Raw genomic sequence first — 22,962 nt, 5'->3', positions numbered from 1 at the left:
GCGAGCGCGCGCCGTGCGCGAATCCTCCGGTCGCGTCCGGTGTCCACCCCGGGGTGGAGTGTTCTCCCTCCCGGGCATCCACCCGGAGGTGGTGGTGGCTCATTCCGTCGGCGGAGCAGCCTTGCGCCATGGATTCTCTCCACTCGGCAACCGTCCTGCTCACCGACACGTGCCTCGTGATCTTCTGCGTGGCCTGGATCGCGGGCGTCCTCTACTTCGCCGTGACGAGCCGGTCCGGGCTCGGCGGCTGGCTGCGCGGACTGCACCGTGCGATGCTGCGCCGGGTCCTGCTCGTCGCCGGTGCCTTCGCACTGTTCGCCGTGCTTGATCACACGCAAGGCTTCTGGCGCCGTTTACGGTACTGGCAACCGGAACTCGCGCTCGCGGGCGCTCTCCTGGTGGTCGCCTCCACCGCCCTGCTCCTGTGGGCCCGCTGGGTCCTGGGCACGATGTGGGCCAGCGTTCCCACGGTCCAGGAGCAGCACCAGCTGCGCACCGAGGGTCCCTACCGGCTGGTCCGTCATCCCATCTACACCGGAGTGCTCGGCCTGATCGCCGGCGGCATGCTGGCCTGCGGCTTCGGTGTGTGGATCGCCTATCTGCTCGCCGTTCTTCCCTGGCTGCTGCTCCGGGTCCGGGCCGAGGACGGCCTGATGGCCGGACAGTTCGGTGCCGACTTCTCGGCCTATCGCGCTCGCGTTCCGGCACTGATTCCTCGGAACACGGCCCGCCGGAGCTCGGCTGGAGAGCACGCGCGGATGTCGGATCCGGAGCGCGACTGACCTGAGGGTGACGGCGGCTCGGCAGGGCTCGCGGGTGGCGTGGAGCCGGCCGTTGACGGGAGATCTTGCGGTCGGGAGAGCCCAAAGTGAGGGTCACTCACCGGCCGAGACCGAAGAATTTCCTCCACTCGCTGACCGGCTTCCGCGCCGACAGGCCTCCGCACCGGCCTGCTGCCGCGCCGGCGCGGAAGCACGACGACCGGCGGCGCGAGGCGGCTTCGGTCGCCGCGCCCCGGCATCGCTAGCGTGCGCTCATGTCGCCCGTCCCGGGCACGCCCTCGGCGAGGCCGTAGCGCAGGAACACGGTGCCCTGCGAGCCGGCCACCGGCGCTTCGAGGAGCGTGAGGTTCGTGGGGACGGCGCCGCCGTCGAACACCTTCTTCCCGACGCCGAGGACGATCGGGTGGACCCAGAGGTCGAGTCGGTCGAAGAGCTTCTCGCGCAGCAGGGTCTGCACCAGGTCCAGACTCCCGACGACCTTCACCTGCTCGTGCCGGTCGCGGATCTCGCGCACCGCGGCGGGCAGGTCCGGGCCGAGCAGGGTGGAGCCGGCCCACGGGAGGTCGGGGTTTCCGCGGGAGGCCACGTACTTCGGGATCCGGTTGAACAGCTCGGCGATCTCGCCGTCCTTCTGGTGCGGCCAGTACGAGGCGAAGATGTCGTACGTCCGCCGGCCGAGCAGGAGCGCGTCCGTGCCCTGGTAGGCGGCGAGGATCTGCGCCCCGGTGGCCTCGTTCATCAGGGGCGCCTGCCAGCCGCCGAACGGGAACCCCTCCGGGTCCTCGTCGGGGCCGCCGGGCGCCTGCCCGACGAGGTCGAGGGTCGCGAACATCTCGATGTCGATGAGGCCCAATGCCTTACTCCCGATTCCTCGAAGCGCCGTGCCGACCGGTCGTGACGCTCAGCATGCTGCCGTGCCGACGCCGCCAGGCCGGGATGACACTCCGGCCCTCCCACTCACGGTAGATCACAGGCCGCCTCCCGGTCGGCCGACCGGTAGGCCGGGTGGCTCACTGAGGTCCGGGGTGCGTGAGGCGCGTGCTGCGCGGTGGAGAGGTCACGGTCGGTCGTGCCGGCACCGGCTGTCCTGCAGGCGGCACATCAGGCACAGCTCCCTGCCGCCGGCGCGCCGGTCGGCGGGAACGGGACAGTGACGGCTCTCCGCGCGCGGCCTCTCCAGGTCGTACGACGGCTTCGACCCGGGCTCGGCACGGTAGTGGCCGCAGGGGCAGGCGCTCTCTTCGCGATCGCCCTGGTCCTCGCTGTGTCTGCACCTGAGGAGCATGTAGTGCTCGCCGCGGCCGTGGTCGCAGACGGTGCAGGGCGGCCAGGGCTCGGTGCGGTACTCGCCGCAGTCGCAGTACGTCTCGTCTCGTTCCGGTGGCCGGCCCAGTCACCGCCACCGTCGTAGCTGTCCCCCGAGGCCGAGACCCGCTCGGAGCAGCCGCCCCGGTGCTCACCGTGGCCGCAGGCCGCACGGTCCCCCACCGGGCCGATGACGGTGATGCGTGCCCGCGGTTGGAGGAAGTCACAGATCGGTAGCCGGGGAGGGCAATCGAGCAAGAGCTATTGACCAACCCGGCTCCGGTTTCTACATTCTGTGGAAACCGGAGTGCGGAATCCTGATTCCGCATCGCGGATCCAATCAATGGGTCGGGCCTGTTCGCCGCAGGGCCCGGCAGGTGGGCGGCGGCACCGCTGCCCACCAGGGTCGTCCCAACGTCGCCACGTCCCGTTCCAGGCGCCGTTCCCGGACCCGAAGCCGCCCATGATGTGGAGGGAACACGCGCATGCGACGTCAGACAGCGCTCCTGGAGTCCGGACCGGCCCCGCACCCCGTCGACGAGGTGCTGCCGCCCGGGCGGATGGCGACCGTGGCGCTCCAGCACGTGGCCAGCATGTACGCGGGGGTCGCGGCGCCGCCCCTGATCATCGGCGCAGCGGCCGGCCTCTCCGCCGCCGAGCTCACCACCCTGCTCGCCGCGAGCCTGTTCATCGCCGGCATCGCCACGCTGCTCCAGACCCTGGGGTTCTGGCGGATCGGTTCGCGACTGCCGTTCGTCAACGGCGTGTCCTTCGCCACCGTGTCGCCGATCCTCGCCGTGGTCGAAGCGAAGAAGGGCGCGGCACTGCCGCTGATCTTCGGCTCGACCCTGATCGCGGGTCTGTTCTGCTTCCTGTTGGCACCGGTCTTCTGCCGGCTCGTCAGATTCTTCCCGCCGGTCGTCAGCGGGACGGTCATCACGCTGATCGGCCTCTCGCTGCTCCCCGTGGCGGGGAACTGGTCCCAGGGCGGCGACTCCCGCGCGTCGGACTTCGGCTCCCTGGGCAACCTGGGACTGGCGGGGCTGACCCTGCTCTCGGTGCTGCTCTTCAACCGTTTCCTGCAGGGGTTCCTGCAGCGGATCTCGATCCTGCTCGGGATGCTGGTGGGCACCCTGGTGGCGATCCCGCTCGGCAAGGTCGACGCGGGCGCCCTCGGCAGCCTGCCGGTCTTCGAGCTGCCGCACCCGTTCGCGTTCGGCGCACCGCAGTTCGAGGCCGCCGCGATCATTTCGATGCTGGTGGTGATGCTGGTCTCGATGACCGAGTCCACCGCGGACATGATCGCGCTGGGCGAGGTGGTGGAGCGGCCGGCGGACGACCGTACGATCGCGGGCGGACTGCGTGCGGACGGTCTGGCGACGGCGTTCGGCGGCGTGTTCAACGGTTTCATCTGCTCGGCGTTCGCGCAGAACATCGGACTGGTGGCACTGACCCGGATCCGCAGCCGCTTCGTGGTCGCGCTGGCCGGGGTCTTCCTCGTCGTGATGGGCCTGGTGCCGGTCGTCGGCGGGCTGGTGTCCCTGGTGCCGCAGCCGGTGCTGGGCGGCGCGGGTGTGGTGCTGTTCGGGTCGGTGGCGGTGGCGGGGATCCGCACCCTCGGCAAGGCGGACCTGAGCGCCGGGTCGAACGCGATCATCGTCGCGGTCAGCCTCGCCTTCGGCATCTTCCCGATCGCCTTCCCCGGCTTCTACCACGCGTTCCCCGAGCAGATCGCGACCGTGCTGAACTCCGGGATCTCGGTCGGCTGCCTGCTCGCGGTCACGCTGAACCTGCTGTTCAACCACCTCGGACGAGGGCGCGAGGTCCCGCCCGCGTACGTGCCCGAGGAGCAGGTCGAGGCGCTGGGACGGGTGGGCGACCCGGCCTGACCGGGCTCGTCGGTGGGCCGGACGCACGCCGTCCGGCCCACCGGCGCGGGAGGAACGCGCGCGCACGACGCAAGGGGCTCGGCGGACGGGCCGATCGGGTCCGGCGCGAACAGCACCCGCGCACACGCAGGACGGTCCTGCTGATTCCGAGACCCTTGATTTGCAAACATCTTGACACGGGGGAACCACAGCCACAGGATCGGCGTTCAGGGCATCGGACAGGGGGCGGACACCGCGCCGCCGTACTCCGACGGGTTCCCGGACGCCCCGGAACACGCGACGCGTCGTCGAGGCGCCCACCTCAGGGCAGGACCTTGCCGACGGCCGAGGCCTCGATCGGACCCTCCGGCATCCGCGCGGGCCGCACCGACGGCCGTCCGTGGAGGTACCCGGGTCACCAGCACGTCGACCGGCCCGCGCCGGTGAGCACGCGTTACCCCCGCACCGTCGTCGTCGCCCCTTCCCGCGCAGCGTCGCGCGTCACCCCGGAGCGTTCATGTCCACCACCCCGCACCGTCGTACCGCCTGCACCGCCTCAGGTCTCCTGCTCACGCTCGCCGTGAGTACCGCCTGTTCCACCGGCCAGGAGTCCTCCTCGTCCTCCGCGCCGGGTGCCCCGGTCGCTCCGGTGAGCGGCAGGATCGCGATGACCTACCTGCAGAAGCAGGGCGACCAGGAGTACTTCATCGGAGAGGCGGCCGGGGCGACGGCCAAGGCCGCCGAGCTCGGCGTCGACCTCAAGGTCGTCAACCTGGGCAACGACGTGAACAAGACCGTCAGCGAGGTCCGGTCCGCGATCGCGCAGAAGACCGACGGACTGATCGTCGTCGTTCCTGATCCGGCGGTCGGCCCGCAGATCGTGCAGGCGGCCAGGGACGCCAAGGTCGCGCTGCTGACCTCGGACGACCAGATCTGTGCCACCGGCCCCGACCCGGCGGGCTGCGCACCGGGGAGCATGGTGCCCCGGATCGGCTTCAACGGCGAGCAGATGGGCATCGAGGTCGGCAAGCGCGCCGCCGAGGAGTTCGGCAGGTCCGGCTGGAACCCGGCCGAGACCCGGAGCATCTCCGCCTGGAAGCAGGACGTCACCGTCTGCACCTCCCGGGTCAAGGCGGCCAAGGCCGCCTTCCTGAACGGCGGCGGCACCGGCGTGCAGAACATCGACGTCGCCACCGACAACACCCCCACCGGTGCCCAGGACAGGGTCGCCGCCGTCGTCACCGCGAACCCGAACGTGAAGCACTGGGTGGTCTGGGGCTGCAACGACGAGAACGTCCAGGGCGGCGTCACGGCTCTGGAGAACGCCGGCTTCAAGGCCGACCACGTCATCGGTGTGGGCCTGGGCGCCTACCTCGCCTGCAAGAACTGGGGCTCCGGCAAGCCCTCCGGCCTGCGGGCAGCCCTGTTCATCAACGGCAAGGACGTCGGGGCGCTGGCCGTCCAGACCCTCTACGACAGGCTGAAGAGCGGCAAGGAGATGCCGGCAGAGGCGTTCGCCCCCACGACCATGGTCGACGCCGCCACCTTCAAGGCCAGTGGCGTCACCTGTAGCTGACGCACCACCACCGCGCCGGCGTCCGTACGGTCGCCGGCGCGGCACCGTACGCGACGCCGCTGTTCGCCCACCGCGCCTCGTCCGGCGCCGTCATCGAGGACAACGACCTCGACAACGGACTGAATCTGCGCGCCGACCTGAACGCCACCGACGCCGCCCAGGTCACCACCGACGAGGTCACCACCAACGGCACCGACCGGATCCTGCCCCTGCTGCCGCCCCTCACCTACACCAGCAGCGACCCGGCCGTCGCCACCGTCGACTCCTCCGGCCGGGTGACCGCCAGGGCCGCCGGCGCTGCCGTCATCACCCCCGTCACCACCAGCCAGCTCGGTGGCACGACGGGTCGACCGGTCACGATCCGCGTGAGCGGTGGTTTCCTCACCGGGAGAGAGTGGGCAACGAGCGCCGGAGCCAGGGGTGTTGTGCAATCGTGATCCCGCCGGACGGGATCCGGCGCACCGGTGGACCGCATGCGCGTGGTGTGGCCCGACCTGATCGGTCATCGGTTGCTGTGCCTTCTGGAGGCTGACCGCGGGCGGGCGGCGGGGGAGCGTACGAACGGGCAGAAGCTACGGCCGAGTAGGTCTTGACGCCTCGGCTCACCCACTGCCACCTTCGTGGTTGAAAGTGCTTGAAATGCTCGCGGTTGAAGCAAATATGAGCTCACTCTCTGCATCGTCGTGCTGCCGGCCGCGTGTCCCGCCGTCACGGCACGAGCAACCCGCAACGTGGCAGGTTCTCGGTGGGGGAGCGGGTCGACATCGCCGGTCGGAACGAACCCCTTCAGTCCGGTGCTGGGCGCACGAGCCCGCGTTCCCCCCCCGCCGCCGCCTGCGCGCTTCGCGCCCCCGGTCGCCCGCTCGCCGGGCGGCTTCATCGCCTTCCCCCACAGAAGGAGTCAGTCATGCACTGGTCGTTCCGACGAGGCCGACGCCTCGTCGTACTCGCCTCGGTCGCCGTCACCCTCCCGCTCACGGCCGTGCCCTCTCCGGCGTCCGCCGCTCCCGCCCCCGCCGCGGCCGTGGTGCCGCAGCCGGTCTCCCAACTGGCTGGCCAGGGACCGGGGTTCACCCTCACCGCCGCGACCCGGATCGCCGTGCTCTCCGGGGACTCGGCGTCGGTCGGCGTCGGCACCTACCTCGCCGACCTGCTCGCTCCCGCGACGGGTTACACCCTTCAGGTCGTCGGCGGAACCTCGGCGCCGGCGAACGCCGTCGTCCTCGACCCCGGGGGACCCGAGTCGCTGGGCGCGGAGGGATACACCCTCTCGTCCGGCGGCAGCGGGGTCGTCGTCAGGGCGCGCGGCGCCCAGGGCCTGTTCCGGGGTGTGCAGACCCTGCGCCAACTGCTCCCCGCCGCAGTGGAGTCCCGCACCAGGCAGTCCGCTTCGTGGACCGTCGCGCCCACGGAGATCTCCGACTCCCCGCGGTACGAGTACCGCGGTGTGATGCTGGACGTCGCCCGTCGGTTCTTCCCCGTCGCGCAGGTCAAGCGCTACATCGACGAGGCCGCGGCATACAAGATCAACAAGTTGCACCTGCACCTGACGGACGACCAGGGCTGGCGGATCGCCGTCGACGCCCTGCCGAACCTGACCAAGGTCGGCGCCAGCACGCAGAGCGGCTTCACCGGCGGCACCGACTGGTACTACACGGCGGCGGACTACCGGGAGATCGTTTCCTACGCCGCGTCCCGGTTCATGACCGTGGTGCCCGAGATCGACGGACCCGGCCACACCCGGTCGGCCCTGGCCTCGGTGCCCGAACTGAACTGTGACGACAGGGCGAAAGCGCCGTACTCCGGCTTCGACGTCGGCATCAGCCTCTACTGTCTGAGCGACCAGAAGCACAAGGACGCGACCCGGAGCTTCCTGCAGACCGTCATCAAGGCCGTGGCCGCGCTGACCCCCGGCCCCTACATCCACCTCGGCGGCGACGAGACTCCGCAGGCCACCTCGGAGCAGTACGACTCCTACGTCAAGGCGGCGGCCGACGCGACCGCCGCGGAGAAGAAGACGGTGATGGGCTGGCACCAGCTCGGCCAGTCCCCCCTCCCCGCCGGCAGCCTCCTGCAGTACTGGGGAGAGGACAGCGACCGCCGGAGCATCGGCACCACGACGGAGACCACGAGCGTCGGCGAGGTCCGCAAGGGTGTCGCGCAGGGCGCCGGGTTCATCATGTCCCCGTCCGACCACGCCTACCTGGACATGAAGTACGACGCTTCCACGCCGTACGGCCTGAGCTGGTCCGGCTACGTGCCCGTGCAGCGGTCCTACGAGTGGGACCCGGCGACCGTCACCGGCAAGCTCGACGGCACCGGCGCCATCGTCCCGGCCCAGAAGATCGCCGGCGTCGAGGCCGCCCTCTGGGCCGACCGCGCCTACCGGGGCAGCAGCGCGCTGCCGAATTCCAGCACCTACTGGCCCGCGCCGCAGGAGTACGCCGACTTCATGAGCTTCCCCCGGCTGCCCGCCCTCGCCGAGGTCGGCTGGAGCCCCCAGTCCGCCCGTGACTGGAACGACTTCCGCCAGCGCCTCGCCCAGCACGGCCCGCGCTGGACCGCCGCCGGCATCGGGTTCTACGCGGCCCCCGACATCGCCTGGCCCGGACCGTCGGGTACCGGCCTGGACGGTGTCCACACCCTCACCACCGGCGGCAAGGCCCTGGACGTGCCAGGTTCCTCCACCGTTCCCGGTACCCGGCTCGTCACCTGGACCGCACATGGCGGTGCCAACCAGAAGTGGTCCTTCACCCGCCAGAGCGACGGCACCTACACGCTCGTCAACCAGGCCTCCGGGCTCTGCGCCGACGTGAGCGGCGGGTCGACCTCGGCCGGCGCGGCCGTCGCCCAATGGACCTGCACCGGCAACACCAACCAGCGCTGGACCGCCACCCCGGTGAGCGGCGGGTACACCCTCGCCTCGGCCAAGAGCGGACTCCTGCTCACCACGGCCTCGACCGCCGACGACGCCCTGGTCACCCAGCAGGCCGCCTCGGGCAGTGCGCTCCAGCGGTGGACCATCGGCTGACGCCGACGATGCTCGTGGTGACGTCGTCGGACGGTCCGACCCATCGAGCGGCGGAGGCTTCGACTGTCCTGCAAAGGGTCTGTCGGCCCGTCGACGACGTCACCACGCACTCCTCCTACCGGCCGTCCCCACGTCGGCCGTCGTGCTCGACGCTCCGGACGGCGGTCGGCGTTCGTGTCGACGCCGCCGCCCCCGTCACCCGCGCCGCCCCATCCACCCCGCCCTTCACCCGCGCCGGATCAGCCGGACGACGGACCGCGCAGATAGCGCTGCGGTGTGGTGCCCACGGTACGGCGGAAGGCGACGAGGAAGGCGCTGGGCGTGGCGTAGCCGACCGCATGCGCGACCCGGGCCACCGGGTGGCCCTCGGCGAGCAGCGGGAGCGCGGCGCGCAGCCGCAGGTGGGTGCGCCAACGGTCGAAGCTCATCCCGGTCTCCTGCGCGAAGAGCCGGCTCAGTGTGCGCCGGCTGGTGCCGACCGCACGGGCCAGGGCCTCCAGCGTGCGGGAGTCGGCGGGGTCGGCCAGCAGCAACGCGGCGACCGCCCGCGCGCGGTCGTCGACCGGCTCGGGGACGGCGATGGGCGTGCTGGGCAGCGGGCGCAGCAGGTCGAAGACGACGGCCTCGGCGCGCTGCCGGGCGGGCGGCGCGAGGTCGTCCCGGCCCAGGTGGGACAGCAGCCCGGCCAGCAGGTCGTCCACGGCGACCACGGTCGGGCAGTGCCAGTCCACGGGACACGTGTCCGGGGCGAGGTAGAGGCTGTGGAACACGGTGTCGCGCGGCGCGCCGGTGCGGTGGACGGTGCCGGCCGGGATCCAGAGCGCGCGGGTCGGCGGCAGCACCCACGAGTCGGCGCCGACCGCCACTCCCAGTACGCCCCGGGTGGCCCAGGCCAGTTGGTGACGCGGATGCTCGTGCGGTCCGAACCACTCGCCGGCGGCGAGCGGGAACGAGCCGACCACGATGGCGCCCACCGGCTCCGCCGGTACGCGTGGGGGCGCGGCGATCACCCGGACGGCCGGAACGGCCGGGCCCGGCGGCGCGACTCGGGAGCTCATCCGGTCATCCTACGATCCCTGGCCGCTACGCGACATCACCTGGCCCGGGCGCGTCTCGCGGCCACCCCGCCTGCTGCCTAGGGTCGTTGGCATGCCGATGAACCTGATGCACCGCAAGCTCTGCAGTTCCAAGAAGTGGGCCGCCGACGTGGCGGAGCGCATGCCCGGGATGCTGGACGGCGTCGAACTCGGGGACGACGTCCTGGAGATCGGCCCCGGCTTCGGGGCGACCACCCGGGTGCTGGCCGCCCGCGTCGAGCGGCTGACCGCGGTCGAGATCGACGCGGAGTCGGTCCGTCTGCTGCGCGCCGAGTTCGGCGAGCGGGTCGAGATCGTGCGGGGCGACGGCGCCCGGATGCCGTTCCCCGACCGGCACTTCTCCGCGGTGGTGTGCTTCACGATGCTGCACCACGTGCCCTCGCCCGCCCAGCAGGACGCGCTGTTCGCCGAGGCGCACCGGGTGCTGCGGCCCGGCGGCGTCTTCCGCGGCGTGGACAGCCAGCCCAACCCCAGGTTCCGGCTGCTGCACGTCGGCGACACCATGGTGACGCTCGACCCGCACACCCTGCCCGACCGGCTGCGCGGGGCCGGCTTCGCGGACGTCGAGACGGACCATCAGCCGGGCCGCCGGATCAGCTTCCTGGCGCGCCGCGCCTGAGCGGGGCACGGTCGTCTCCGGTCCGCTCCGTCCGGTCCGCTCGTCGCGACCGAACGGGGGCCCGGCTGCACAACAGTCAGATCGAGGCCTGTCTCTCAGCGGAAGCCCGGGTGGCCACCCGGGCCGGTCCCCGGTTGGGTCGCTTCCTTCCAAGCATGCGAGCCATGCAGCGAGGCTGCTACGACCGGGGGCTCACGACCGCCCCCGCTGCAACGTCGACCACTACTTCGGTCCAGCCGCCCGGACGGGACGACGGATTCGGCCGCCGTCGGCCACCGGGTGGCGGTCCGTCCGACCGCCTGCCGGGTGGCATGTTCGCGCCCGAAATATTGCAGCTCAAAGCCCTGGTCACCGCCGATGCGCTGGTTTAGCATTCCCGGCACGGCGGCCCCACCACATGCAGCACACCGGGCCGCCGGGTAGAGCAGCCGCGCCAACCCCGGTCGTGGCTGGACCCCTACCGGCCGGGGTCCCGCGGAACGCCCCCCCTCCTCGGGTCCCCGGTCACCTCTGCCCGTCCGTGGCCCGTCAGGCAGTCGGGACGGCCACGGAGCCTTGAGATCACGGCGAGCGGGAGCGGGCGAAGCGCTGCATCTCGGCCTCGGCCGGATGCCGGTGGTTGCCACGTCCGGCCGCTCGCACCGCTCGTCGACCGCCGCTGCGACCGCCGTGCCGACCATGCCCGGTACGAGCCGTGTTCCGCCGGCCTGGGTACGGGCCGGGGCAGGTGCTCGGCGACCAGGTCGGACAACTCGGCCGGGCGCCCGAGGATTTCTACCACCGGCAGTACCGGGCCGGGTGGGAGCACGGGTGGGACAACTCGATCCATGTCCCGCGGCCCGGAGGGGCGGACGGGCGGGATCCCAGGTCACCCGCCGCGGATCGAAGCCGACCGCGGGTCGGCGGGGTGCCGTTGCACGGGGGTGGACCGATGAGGTGCCTTGACAGCGTTCCGGCCGGCGGAAATACTCTCGGCCAACCTGACAGCGGGAACTGCCCGTTGTGAGGGGGCACGTCCAGCCCGCCGCGACGACGCGGCGCCCGGCCCTTCGGGGCAGCTCGGCCACCGGTGCGGAGCACGCGGTACGGCTCGCGCCAGGACCCCCGCCAGGCTCCCGCACGGATCCCACTCCTCGCCGCACCCTGCGGGCCGTGCCCCCTCGGGGCGCGGGTTCCGGACACGGTGCGGCCGCCCGGGACGCATCAGGGCTCGCCGGCGCGGCAGCGCCACCGTGTCACCAGGAAAGGTGCCACCGATGACCACTCCCCACTCCTCCGGAAGCGGTTCGCGTCTGCGCTCGAACGTCCTCGGGACCTTCGACACGATCGTGATGGCGGTGGCCGGCAGTGCCCCGGCCTACTCGCTCGCGGCCACCACCGCCACCCTCGCGGGTGTCGCGGGGCTGTACTCGCCCGCCGCGCTGTTGTGGTGCGCGATACCGATGCTCGGCATCGCCTGGGCCTTCAACCACCTGGGCCGGATCGACGTCAACGCCGGTGCGAGCTACTCCTGGGTCGGCCGGGCGTTGCACCCGGCCCTGGGCTTCATGAGTGGTTGGGCCCTGGTGGTCGCCGCCACGCTCTTCATGGTGGCCGGTTCGCTGCCCGCCGGGGCGTACACCCTCTCGCTGTTCTCGGCGGAGCTCGCCGAGAACACCGCGCTGGCCACCACGGTCGGGGCCGGCTGGTTCCTGCTGATGGCCGGGCTGGTCCTGATGGGCGCCCGGATCACCGCCCGCGCCCAATGGATCATGACCGGCATCGAGGTCGCGATCCTCGTCGTCTTCGGCGTGGCCGCACTCGTCCGCGGCGGTACCGCGGCGGTCTTCTCCTGGTCCTGGATCTGGGGCCTCGGACATTTCGGCGGGGTGAGCGGATTCGCCGCCGCGGCACTGATCGCCGCCTTCTACTTCTGGGGCTGGGACGTCACCGCCAACCTGAGCGAGGAGACGACCGACAGTCGCCGCAACGCGGGCCTCGGCGGCCTGCTCGGCGTCGTGACCACCTTCGCGGTCTTCGAGATGGTGACCATCTCCGTCAACCTGATCATCAGCCAGGAGGACATCCAGGCCGACAGCAGTACCCTGCTCGCCGACCTGGGTGAGGCCGTCTGGCCCGGCTGGGGCGGCAAGGTGCTGGTCGTCGCGGTGGTGCTGTCGACCGTCGCCACCTTGGAGACCACCCTGATCCAGGTATCCCGCTCACTGTTCGCGATGGGCCGCGACCGTACCGTCCCCGCCGCCTTCGGCCGGTCCCACCAGCGCTGGCAGACCCCGTGGGTGGCTCTCGCCGCCGTCGCCGTCGTCTCGTTGATGCTCCTGGTGGCCTCCAACGCGCTCGGCTCGGTCAACACCGTCCTGACCGCCGCGGTCAACGCCATCGGACTGCAGATCGCCCTCTACTACGCGCTCGCCGGCCTCGCGGTCGTGGTCGCGTACCGCAGGCTGCTGTTCAAGTCGCTCTCCAACGCCGTGTTCATCGGACTCTGGCCACTGGCCGGCGCACTGTTCATGACGTTCGTCTTCGTCCACGCCCTCTTCGACTTCACCGACCTCCAACTCGCCCTCGGGCTCGGCACCCTGGCCCTCGGCATCGTCCCGATGGTGTGGTACTGGGCCCGGGGCAGCTCCTACTACAGGCCGGCCAGGCTCGACGCGACCGACGCCGACGACGTCGAAGCCCGTTACGGGCAGAGCGAGTTGAGCCTCGCCGCCGGGAGCCGGGACGGCCTCGCCACAGATCTGTGACCCGGCGGTGGCCGCCCGGCCGGGCGGCCACCGTGCATCCCCCCGTCGTCCACGACCGGAGAGCGAGCCCATGGCCAGAGCGCGCAGTCGCCCCGCACCGTCCGCCTTCGACCCGACCTTCCGTGACCGACCACTCGCCGAGGCACGTCAGGACCTGCTGGTGGGACGCTGGCAGGGCGCGCGCGACCTGCTGCGCGCCACCGGACGGGACTGGGACCGCCGTACCCACCGGATGCGCCTGCTCGCCGACGCGGCCGCGGGCAACCGGACCGTCGAGACCTGGCAGGCCGCGGACCCGGGCAACCGCGACGCCATGGTGCTGCGAGCCGAGACCGATGTGATGCGCCTGTTCAACTCCGTCGCAGCGGGCCCCCCACCGGTGCCCCGGGCGGACGCCACCGACCGCGAGCGGCTCGACCGTGCCATGCGGACCTGCCTGCTGGCCGCCGACGGCAGCCCGGACGACCCGGTGCCCTGGGTCTCGCTGATCACCCTGGCCCGGCTGTACGCGGGCGGCCACCCGCAGACCAGGCGGTGGTGGCACGAACTGCAGGCCCGCGACCGCGACAACCGGGAGGGCCACCACCAGGTGCTGCGCCACTTCTCCGCCCGCTGGCACGGATCGCACGGCAAGATGTACGACTTCGCCTGCGACACGGCCTCCTTCGCGCCCGTCGGCTCGCCCCTCGTGGTGCTCACCCAGGCTGCCCGTGCCGAGCACTACCGCAGTCTGGCCGCCGGTGGCGGGACCACCGGCCTGGTGCTGTCCCAGCACTGGCGGAGCGAGGTCGCCGTCCGAGATCTCGACCAGAGCTGCGAGCAGTGGCTGCGGCATCGCGCCTTCGAGTTCGCCCAGGATGTCGCGGACCTCAACTACCTCGCGCACGGGCTGGTGATGGCAGGGATGACCGACCAGGCCCGGTACGCCTTCTCGCTTCTCGGCAACCGCCCGACCCGGGTCCCCTGGGCCTACTCGGACGATCCGGAGGAACTCTTCCGCCGCTGGTACAACCGCATGGCGCGCTGACGCCGGCATCGCCAGGAGGGTGGCCGAGGGCGCTCCGGTGCACCTGGGCGGCGGGTGTCGCTCCCTCGCCACCACCGGCGTGCTCGTGGCCTGCGGACTACGCGGTCACCCCCTCCCGGGCCGGTCGTGGACCGGCAGGCGCAAGCACGCTCCGCCACCGCGGTGCACGGGCCGACCGGCGGCGGCCGGTCTCCGTCCGGGCTACCGTGGATGCCTGGGCCGTGGAATCCGCGGGCCCGATGGGAGCTGGGCGTGGACGACCTCGGTGACGGAACGGCCTTCGGCGGAGTGCGGGGGAGTGTGTTCGCGGGGCGCGCGGGGGAGATGCGGCTGTTGCTGGGTGCGGTGTCGGAGGCGCGTCCGGCGGTGGTGCTGGTGGAGGGGGAGGCGGGGATCGGCAAGTCGCGGCTGGTCGCGGAGGCGTCGGCGGTGCTGAGCGCCCAGGGGTTGCGGGTGCTGGCGGGCGGGTGCCATCCGTTGCGTGAGCCGTTGGCGTACGGGCCGGTGATCGACGCGCTGCGCCGGGTCGGCCCGTGGCTGCCGCCGCCGGGGCAGCTGGGCGTCTCCGCGGGGGCGCTGGCGCCGTTGCTGCCGGACCTGGTCGCGGCCCTGCCCGAGGCGCCGTCGGCGGTACCCGACGGGCCGGGCGCGGGTCGGTTCCGGGTGGTGTCGGGGGTGCGGACCCTGCTGGAGGCGGTGGCACCGGCCGTACTGGTGGTGGAGGACGTGCACTGGGCGGACGAGGCGACCCGGGAGCTGCTGTTGTTGCTGGCGCGGGACATGCCGCGCGATGCGGCGTTGGTGCTGACTTACCGGGCGGAGGACCTGCCGGCCGGCGTGCCGGTGCTGGGGATGCCGTACCGGCGTCCGCCGTCCACCAGCGGGGCCGAGATCGTGCTGGGGCCGCTGGGCGAGGCCGAGCTTCGGTCGATGGCACGGGACGTGCTGGGCGGCGATCCGGCACCCGGCCTGGTGCGGACCCTGCTGGAGCGCAGCGGGGGTCTGCCGCTGGTGATCGAGGAGGACCTGATCACCCTCGCGCGTTCACCGGGCGGAGCCGACGTGGCCGCGCTGCGGGTGCCCCGCAGCCTGGGCGAGGTGCTGGCCGAGCGGACCGGACGGCTGAGCCCGGACGCGACCGCACTGGTCAACGCCGCGGCGGTGCTCGCCGTCCCGGCCACCCAGAGCCTGCTCGCCGAAGCGGCCGGCTTGGACGACCCCCACGGCTACGACGCTCTGCTGGAGGCGCTGGATGCCGCCGTGCTGCGGCAGGTGGGCCCGGACACCTACGGATTCGCGCACGCCCTCGCCCAGGAAGCGGTCTACGACGCCGTCCCGGGTCCGGTGCGCACCCGCGCCCACCGCCGCGTCCTGGAGGTCCTGCAGGCGCAGGATCCGCCGCCGCTGGTGCAGATCGCCCACCACACCCGCGCCCTGGGCGACCGGGCCGCGTGGCTGCCCCGGGCCCAGGCCGCCGCCGACCAGGCCACCGAGGTCGGCGACCACGGCACCGCCGCTGCCCTGCTGAACGAGATCCTCGACCAGCCCGGTCTCACCCCCGAGCAGCTCAGCCACGCCGCCTATGCCCTGTCCTACGCCGCTGCGGCCGGCACCGAGGCCGCCACCACGGTCAGGATCCTGCGCCGGATCGTGCGGGTGGCCGGCCTGCCCACCGCGGTGCGCGGCGGGATCAGGGCAAGCCTCGGGGCGTTGCTTGTCTACCAGGCCGGCGACCTGTCGGGCGAGGAGGAGTTGCTGACCGCCCTGTCGGAGGTCGGGGACAGCGATCCGGTGGCCGCCGCCAGGCTGCTCGCCTATCTGGGCCTGTCGGACACGGGCCGGTTCTCGCTCGCCGAGCAGAGGAGCATGGTCGAGCGCGGCTACGCCCTGCTGGCCGAGAACGAGGATCTCCAGGTCCGGTCGCTGCTCGACCTCGCCCGCTTCCTGCAGCGGTGCTGGGTGGCCGATCCCGCGGTCCCGGAGCTGTTGGCGGCGCTGCCCCGGGAGGGTGACGACGTTCAGGTGCTCCAGGTCACGGCGCTGATCGTCTGCGGCAGCATCGGCTGCTCCTTCGGTGTGGGGCACGACGGGCGCGCCGTGGTCGGCCTCGCGGACACCCGGGCCTTGGCACCGCGCATCCGCCTGCCCGTCCTGGAGCTCTACCTGGACGAGTACGAGGTCGTGCTCGACTGGCAGGCCGGCCGCTGGGACGACGCCGGACGGGGCCTGGCCGCCTTCCAGGAACGCTACCCGGACAGCCCGAAGGGGTCCGGCGGAATGCTGGCCACCGTGCGGGGTCTCATCGCCGCCGCCCGTGGCCTGTCCGCCCGGGCTTCCGCCGAGTTCGAACGGGTGCTGGCCCGTGGCGGCGTGCACCTGGAGTCGCTCGGTGCCGCCGCCGGCGCCGCCCGCCTCCAGCTCGCCCGCAACGACCCGCAGGCCGCCTGGCGTGCCCTGACCGACCCGCTCGACTTCCTCGCCTTCCTCGACCGCAAGGAGGCCTGGGGCTGGGCGTGGGACGTCGTGCCCGCCGCCGTCGAATCGTTGCTCGCCCTGGACCGCGCCGAGGAGGCCCGCGAACTGACCGAGCGTCACGCCGCCGCCACCGAGGGCCGGGACGCGCCCGGTGCCGTCGCCGAACAGGATCTGTGCCGGGGCCTGGTGCTGCGCGCCGGCGACCCCGACGGTGCGATGGCGGCCTTCGACCTCGCGGCGGCGCAGTGGCGCGTCATCGGCCGCCCGTACCATGCCGCGCTCGCCGCGGAGCACGCCGCCCGTACCCGGACCGACCCCGTCGAGACCGCTGCCCGCCTGGCCGAGCCGATCGCCACCTTCGAACGGCTCGGCGCGAGGTCCGACGCCGCCCGCGGCCACCGCCTGCTGCGCGAACTCGGCTGGACCGCCCCGAACCCGCGTGGCCGGGCCGGCTACGGTGACCGGCTGTCACCGCGCGAGGAGCAGGTCCGCGACCTGCTCGCCTCCGGTGCCACCAACAAGGACATCGCCGCCGCCCTGTTCCTTTCACCGCGCACCGTCGAACACCATGTCGCCGGCGTCCTGGCCAAACTCGGTACCACCCGCGCCGACCTGGCCCATGGACAGGCCTGAGCCGATCCCTGCCGTGAGGACTCCTCCGGTGGCACCCGGACCGGGGCACCCCGCAACCGGCTCCTGAGCAAGGCCGTCGCGGTCCGGATGGTGATCGTGAAGGTGAACGGCGTGGTGGGTGGCGGTCGGTGAGGAGGGACACGCGCGGGCACCGTGGCTTCCCGACCATCGTCGACGAAGACCGCGTGGCCTCCGGTGGGGTGCTGAATCGGGATGCCGGCCGCCGCGCGCAGACGCTCACCGAGGTAGGCGAAGGACGACGCGAAGCCCGGAGGCGGTCCATGAGCTGCGCGGCGGCCGGTCACCGACCTGCCCTCCAGCGCCTCGAAGGCCGAAACGGCCCGCCGGAGCCGACGGACCGTCACGGACGTTCGAGGTCAGGGGGTGCGGATCCAGAACTCGATGGAGAGGGGCGGGACGGTGATCTCCAGGGTGGGCCCGTTCTTGACGCCGACGTTCTGCTGGTTGGTGGCGGCTCCGTAGCGGTAGCCCTGGAAGGTGGCGGCGGGGGTCTGGGTGTCGACGGTGTAGGTGTAGGACTCGGTGTCGGAGCGGTTGGTGACGGCGAAGACGGGTTTGCCCTGGGGGGTGCGCCAGGCCATGATCCGCTGGTCGGGGTTGAACGTGGTCTGCTGCTTCGGGTTGAGTTTGCCGTCGCTCGGGTGGGGCTCGTCGACGTGGTAGCGCACGGAGTTCCAGGGCATGTACCTGACGAAGCCGGCGATGGCGTTCCAGTTGTGGCGGTTGAAGTCCCAGTGGCCGCTCTTGATCTGGGGGTGGTGGCTGAAGTCGGTGTCGTGCGGGGGGCGCCAGAAGCCGAGGGAGTAGCCCGCGGACTCGGCGTTGGTGGTGGGCTTGAGGGCGTGCAGCCACCACCAGGTGGGGGAGTCCTCGAAGGTCATCCAGTTCATGATCGACTGGGCGGTGTTGATGCAGCGCCAGTCCGTCATCGCGCCGCTGAGGTACTCGAACTCGTTGTTGAAGACGGGCTTTCCGGCGGCGCCGGCGGTGTTGTAGTTCTTGATGATCTGTCCCGTACTGTCCGCGCCGATGAAGTGGTAGGTCCAGGCGTCGACGAGGGCCAGGGCCTCGGGGGAGCCGCGCAGTGCGGTGCCGATGCCCCCCGCCCAGCCGTCCTGGCTGTCGGCGTGGATCTTCGCGGTGGGGAAGGCCGCGCGGATCTTGGGGGCGATGGCCTTGAAAGCGGCCAGGTACTGGGCGGGGGTGTACAAGCAGGAACCGTACGGGGCATCCTGCCTGGGCTCGTTCTGCAGGCCCCACCAGGAGATGTTCAGGCCGCTCCGGGACAGGTACTTCAGGTCGTCGACCATGGCGTCGCCCATGGCGGCGAGGTTGACGTCTGCGGCGAGGCGGCCGCGGCCGAGTTGTCCGTTGTCCTTCCAGGCGGGCGCGGGTGACCAGTACTCGACGCCGAGGCCCTCGATGCCTGCTTCGCTGACCATCTCGGCGAGCAGTGCGGTCTGGCCTTCGTAGCGGTCGACGAAACGCGTCCTGTCGGGGGTGAGGCCCCGGTGGTAGAGGCCCATTGCGAGGCGGCAGTAGCGGAAGCCGCGGTCGGTGCGGCCGGCCTTGAGGATCTGCTGGTAGAAGCGGGCACGCTCGCTCGGGGTGAGGTCGTAGGGTACGGCGCTGACCAGGCCGGTGGGGGCGGCGTTGCCGGATCCGATGGAGTCGGACTGGATCTCGAAGCCGAGGCCGAGGATGGTCTGCTTGGCGGCCTGGTCGAAGCGGATGGTGTAGCTGCCGGACGTGGCGGCCGCCGTGGCAGTGGAGAGGTTGAGCAGCGGCGAGATCGCCGCTCCGGCGCCTGCGACGGCCGCGCCGCGCAGGACGGAGCGGCGGCTGATGCCGTGCGGCTCGGGTCTGGACATGTTCTGCCTCCGTGGGGGACGGGTGTGGGGGCTTGGGGTGGTCGGCGCCGACCGCAGGGGCGGGGCCGGCTTCCGGACGGGAGGGATGTTCTGGCGCGCTGGGCATGCGACCGGTTGGCCGGTGCGGTGCCCGGGCGGGGCAGCACAGGGTTGCCCGGCGAGTCGGTGCGGCCCTGGGGCTCGGTGCCTCAGTGCCTCGGTGCCTGGGTGCCTGGGTGCTTCGCGATGGTGGACACCGCGTGCGGATCGGGGTCCGCACCGCAGGGGCGTCGGGGCTCGACGGTGGTCGGTCCGGCCGAGTCCGGGGCCCGCCGCCGGGGATCAGGCCGGGGCGGCGCGTCCGAACACGGACGTCAGGGAGAGGGCGGCGAGTATAAGCGCGGGGGTGCCACGGCGTGGGTCTCCTTGTGCGACGGGCTGCGGCTGGTCCGGCCTCCCGGTACGTGCGGGGGCAGGGAGGGCCGGTTGTGATCAGGGCCGAGCTCTGGCTCCGAAGCGGTGTGGTGTCAACGTCGGTGCAACGACCGGAACCGTGGGCGTAACATATGCGATATACGAAATGGGCGCCAGATGTGGTGCTTTGATTTTCCGGTGAACCCGGATCCCTGTCGGCAGGGTCGGCCCTGTGCGCGGTCCCGGTTGCTTTCTTCATGGGGCGAGAGTGCGCGGATCGGAAATCCGACCGGAAGGTCCGTTCGGGGAAAGTTACGGCAAGCCATGGTCAAGGCTTCGTATATCAGATATGTTCCTCCCACGTCGCCGGACCTCCCGATCTCGGGCCGGTGGGGCGACGCCGCACCTGTCCTTCTCCCGTTCCTGGAGGCGTCCGCCAGCGGAATGCCCCAGCCTGTCGGCCACGGAGCCGCCGCGCGGTCTGCGCGCCGTCGGCGCCCGTGATGCCGGGATCACCGCCGGTCGCTGCGGTATCGGCCTCGACGAGCTGCGAGGCGGACCACCGCCGGACTCGGCCTCCGACTCCGGTCCGGTTCCACCGGGTCCGGCCATCACCAGGGCATGCTCTCCGTCCGTCAGCGGCGTCCGCTACAGCCGCACCGCCGGTGGGCGAGCCCGTTTCCTCCCGCAGGCGTTCAAGGTCGGCCGCTCCGGCCGAGGACTGCGGGCCTTCTGAAGACTCCGGGTGCCGACGGACGGGTGGGTCCGTCGGCACCCGGCCCCTGTCAGCGCCCGAGCCTGACACTGATCCGTTGCCCATACCCCCACCCGGAAGGATCCGGCGGCAGACCATGCTCCGTAACGCCCTCGAACCCTGGCACCTCCTTCTCGTCGTCGCTGTGGTCGCCCTGCTGTTCGGTTCGAAGAAGCTCCCCGACCTCGCCCGCGGCCTCGGTCGCTCCATGCGCATCCTCAAGGCCGAGACCCGCGCCCTGCACGAGGACGAACCCCGTACCGACGCCGGGCCGGACCCCTTCCCGGACGTCGAACCGGCCGTAGAGCCGGCCGTCGAACCGGTCGGGGCCACCGCGCTCGCGGTGCAGCGACCGGCCACCGCTCCCTCCGACGGCCGGAGCGGGACGAGCCGAGCACCGACCCCGGCATGACCGGGCCTCGCCGGCGGCACATCACTGGTACTGCCGAGGATCAGGGCCGTGGCCGGTGGGCTCGCGGTCTCGAACAGAAACGGTCCCGCGGGTGGTGCCGCTGCCACCGCGGTGCGCGCCCCGGGGTCAGGCCCGCATCCTGCGGTCAGGAACGACCCGCTGCGGCCACGGAACGGCAGGCTGGGAACGGCCGTGGCGCACCGCAGGCCGCGGCTTGCTCCTACGGTCGTGCCAGTGCCCGCACCACCTCGAGGAATGTGGTGAGCGCCCGCGGCGGACGGTCGGGATCCCACACCACTCCGACCTGCCAGCGCGCGGCCGGGTGGTCGATCGGGGTGATCGAGACGTGGGCCGGTGCGATGCCGCGCACCCTCTCGGGTACCAACGCGGCCCCCACCCCGGCCGCCACCAGGGCGAGCACGGTCTGCAGGTCGTCGGCGTGCTGGACCACGTCCGGATGAAGGCCGCACGCGGCCAGGTAGGCGTCCACCTGTCCGGCGAGGCCCGGTCCTCTCGCTCGCGTCAGCTGAACCAGCCCGTACTCCTCCATCGCCGCGCCGACGTCGGTGGGGTCGACCGGCGGGCGTCGATCCCTGTCGGGCGGGCAGGCCAGGGCCAGGGTGTCACTGCTGAGTTCGAGCACCTTCAGGCCGTCCGCGGCCGGCAGCCGGATGTATCCCGCGTCCAGTTCGCCTCGGCGTACCCGTTCCACCTGCACGCTGGACGACATGTCGTCCAGCGTGACGCCGATGCCGGGGTGGCGGCGGCGGAACTCGGCCACGTGACGTGGCGCGAGATCGATGCTGGACATTCCGAAGCCGATGGACAGGTGGCCGGTGCCGCCGTCGGCGATCCGGCGGGCCCGCAGTGCCAAGGCGTCGGCGCGCTCGACGATCTCCCGGGCGTCGGGGAGGAGGGCCCGGCCCAGCTCGGTCGGTTCGGCGCCGTGCCGGCCGCGCTTGAACAGCAGACCGCCGACCTGCGCCTCCAGAGCCTGGATCTGCTTGGTCAGGGCGGGCTGAGTGATCGACAACACCTCGGCGGTGGCACCGAAGGTCCGATGGTCGTCAAGGGTGACGAAGGCACGTAGCAGACGTACTTCCATTCCTTCAGTCTATGGCATCGCTCCAAGGATTCATTGGACGAATGGAAGGGAGGGCGGTGTACTGAAGGCCGATCGACCTTTGAGGGGGTTCTGATGTCGCAATCCACTGTTCTGCGCACCGCGACCGTGCAGTTCGAGTCCCGGCCTGGCGACAAGGCGTTCAACATCTCGCGGGTGGAGCACTACGCGAGGGCCGCTGCCGCCGACGGGGTGCAGCTGGTCGCGCTGCCGGAGATGTGCCTGCTCGGCTACTGGCACCTGACCAAGAGCCCGGTGGCCTACCTGGAGGAGGTGGCCGAGGCGTCGGACGGTCCGTCGGTGAGCGCGGTCGCCCGGCTCGCGTGCGATCTGGGGCTGGGAATCGGCATCGGCTTCCTGGAGCGTGCCGAGGACGGGCAGCTGTTCAACGCGTACGCGATCTGCCTTCCTGACGGGGCGGTCCATGTCCATCGAAAGCTGCACGCGTTCGAGCACGAGGCAATCGCCAGCGGGGACCGCTACACGGTCTTCGACACTCCCTGGGGCGTGCGGGTCGGTGTGCTGATCTGCTGGGACAACAATCTCGTCGAGAACGTCCGGGCCACCGCCCTGCTGGGTGCGCAGGTCCTGGTCGCGCCGCACCAGACCGGCGGGACCGACTCCCGCAGCCCGCACGGCATGAAGCCGATCCCGATGGAGCTGTGGGAGAACCGGCACCAGGATCCGGAGTCGATCGAGGCCGCGTTCCGGGGGCCGCACGGTCGCGGCTGGCTGATGCGGTGGTTGCCGGCCCGGGCCCACGACAACGGAGTGTTCGTGGTCTTCAGCAACGGTGTGGGGCGCGACGACAACGAGGTCCGGACCGGCAACGCGATGATCATCGACCCGTACGGCCGCGTGCTGAGCGAAACCTGGGTGGCGGCCGACGCCATGGTCACGGCCGACCTCGACCTCGGCCTGCTGCCGATGTCCACAGGACAGCGCTGGCTCCGCGGCCGGCGGCCGGAGCTCTACGGCGTCCTCCTCGAACGCCGCGGCGACGAGCGGGACCCCCGTACCGTCCGCTTCTCCACCTCCGTCGGCGAGTAGGGCCCACGGCTCGCTCCGGGCTTCACCCCGAACCGCGGACACGTCCGAGGCCGGTTCCTCCGCCGGACTTCGCCTCGTGCGGCCGCGTGCACGCCCTGCTGCGCCCGTGCGCTCTTGACGGTCCGTCATGTCCGGGCAACGGTGAGTGTCTGCAACTCCGCGCAACGGACTGGACGCA

15 protein-coding genes are annotated in these 22,962 nt (G+C 71.9%); 11 read left to right on the top strand and 4 right to left on the bottom strand.

Annotated elements, in window-relative coordinates:
- Positions 1-128: 128 nt before the first annotated feature.
- On the top strand, positions 129-782 hold the full coding sequence (locus ACWDRR_RS20075; RefSeq protein ID WP_449773541.1) for a methyltransferase family protein: 654 nt from the start codon (positions 129-131) through the stop codon (positions 780-782).
- A 241-nt stretch (positions 783-1,023) separates the two neighbouring features.
- Here ACWDRR_RS20075 and ACWDRR_RS20070 read toward each other — a convergent pair whose 3' ends face one another.
- Positions 1,024-1,635, bottom strand: coding sequence for a dihydrofolate reductase family protein (locus tag ACWDRR_RS20070; protein ID WP_449773540.1), 612 nt, complete (start codon positions 1,633-1,635; stop codon positions 1,024-1,026).
- Between the two features lie 937 nt (positions 1,636-2,572).
- Between ACWDRR_RS20070 and ACWDRR_RS20065 the strand changes: the two genes are divergently transcribed.
- The 4 genes from ACWDRR_RS20065 to ACWDRR_RS20050 all read left to right on the top strand — a co-directional run bounded on the left by ACWDRR_RS20065 (position 2,573) and on the right by ACWDRR_RS20050 (position 8,562).
- A complete protein-coding gene (locus tag ACWDRR_RS20065) occupies positions 2,573-3,976 on the top strand; it encodes a nucleobase:cation symporter-2 family protein (RefSeq protein ID WP_449773539.1) in 1,404 nt (467 codons plus the stop codon).
- A 496-nt stretch (positions 3,977-4,472) separates the two neighbouring features.
- Complete coding sequence (locus ACWDRR_RS20060) at positions 4,473-5,531, top strand: substrate-binding domain-containing protein (RefSeq protein WP_449773538.1); 1,059 nt, start codon at positions 4,473-4,475, stop codon at positions 5,529-5,531.
- Positions 5,528-5,968 carry an Ig-like domain-containing protein gene (locus ACWDRR_RS20055; protein WP_449773565.1) on the top strand — a complete coding sequence of 147 codons (441 nt, stop codon included), beginning with the start codon at positions 5,528-5,530 and terminating at the stop codon, positions 5,966-5,968. The genes ACWDRR_RS20060 and ACWDRR_RS20055 overlap by 4 nt, the downstream gene beginning before the upstream one ends.
- Before the next feature lie 470 nt (positions 5,969-6,438).
- Complete coding sequence (locus tag ACWDRR_RS20050) at positions 6,439-8,562, top strand: family 20 glycosylhydrolase (RefSeq protein WP_449773537.1); 2,124 nt, start codon at positions 6,439-6,441, stop codon at positions 8,560-8,562.
- A gap of 239 nt (positions 8,563-8,801) precedes the next feature.
- Here ACWDRR_RS20050 and ACWDRR_RS20045 read toward each other — a convergent pair whose 3' ends face one another.
- A complete protein-coding gene (locus tag ACWDRR_RS20045; RefSeq protein WP_449773536.1) occupies positions 8,802-9,620 on the bottom strand; it encodes an AraC family transcriptional regulator in 819 nt (272 codons plus the stop codon).
- Between the two features lie 91 nt (positions 9,621-9,711).
- On the opposite strand from ACWDRR_RS20045, the gene ACWDRR_RS20040 reads away from it, so the two are divergent.
- The 4 genes from ACWDRR_RS20040 to ACWDRR_RS20025 all read left to right on the top strand — a co-directional run bounded on the left by ACWDRR_RS20040 (position 9,712) and on the right by ACWDRR_RS20025 (position 17,160).
- On the top strand, positions 9,712-10,278 hold the full coding sequence (locus tag ACWDRR_RS20040; protein WP_449773535.1) for a class I SAM-dependent methyltransferase: 567 nt from the start codon (positions 9,712-9,714) through the stop codon (positions 10,276-10,278).
- A 1,256-nt stretch (positions 10,279-11,534) separates the two neighbouring features.
- Positions 11,535-13,025, top strand: coding sequence for an APC family permease (locus ACWDRR_RS20035; protein WP_449773534.1), 1,491 nt, complete (start codon positions 11,535-11,537; stop codon positions 13,023-13,025).
- A 70-nt stretch (positions 13,026-13,095) separates the two neighbouring features.
- The gene (locus ACWDRR_RS20030) at positions 13,096-14,052 is read left to right on the top strand and encodes a hypothetical protein (protein WP_449773533.1); all 957 of its coding nucleotides are present in this window, start codon (positions 13,096-13,098) and stop codon (positions 14,050-14,052) included.
- A 252-nt stretch (positions 14,053-14,304) separates the two neighbouring features.
- On the top strand, positions 14,305-17,160 hold the full coding sequence (locus ACWDRR_RS20025; RefSeq protein ID WP_449773532.1) for an ATP-binding protein: 2,856 nt from the start codon (positions 14,305-14,307) through the stop codon (positions 17,158-17,160).
- Positions 17,161-17,537: 377 nt separating this feature from the next.
- Here the strand turns inward: ACWDRR_RS20025 and ACWDRR_RS20020 are convergent, their stop codons facing one another.
- Complete coding sequence (locus ACWDRR_RS20020) at positions 17,538-19,052, bottom strand: hypothetical protein (protein ID WP_449773531.1); 1,515 nt, start codon at positions 19,050-19,052, stop codon at positions 17,538-17,540.
- Positions 19,053-20,296: 1,244 nt separating this feature from the next.
- On the opposite strand from ACWDRR_RS20020, the gene tatA reads away from it, so the two are divergent.
- Positions 20,297-20,611, top strand: coding sequence for a Sec-independent protein translocase subunit TatA (gene tatA / locus ACWDRR_RS20015; protein WP_449773530.1), 315 nt, complete (start codon positions 20,297-20,299; stop codon positions 20,609-20,611).
- Positions 20,612-20,831: 220 nt separating this feature from the next.
- Here the strand turns inward: tatA and ACWDRR_RS20010 are convergent, their stop codons facing one another.
- The gene (locus tag ACWDRR_RS20010) at positions 20,832-21,716 is read right to left on the bottom strand and encodes a LysR substrate-binding domain-containing protein (RefSeq protein ID WP_449773529.1); all 885 of its coding nucleotides are present in this window, start codon (positions 21,714-21,716) and stop codon (positions 20,832-20,834) included.
- A gap of 93 nt (positions 21,717-21,809) precedes the next feature.
- Here ACWDRR_RS20010 and ACWDRR_RS20005 point away from each other — a divergent pair, with 93 nt between their 5' ends.
- Positions 21,810-22,784 carry a nitrilase family protein gene (locus ACWDRR_RS20005; RefSeq protein WP_449773528.1) on the top strand — a complete coding sequence of 325 codons (975 nt, stop codon included), beginning with the start codon at positions 21,810-21,812 and terminating at the stop codon, positions 22,782-22,784.
- Positions 22,785-22,962: the final 178 nt, after the last annotated feature.

Source organism: Kitasatospora sp. NPDC003701 (assembly GCF_053587085.1).
Note: the sequence above shows the minus strand (reverse complement) of the source record. Positions and strands in the feature narration are given on the sequence as shown.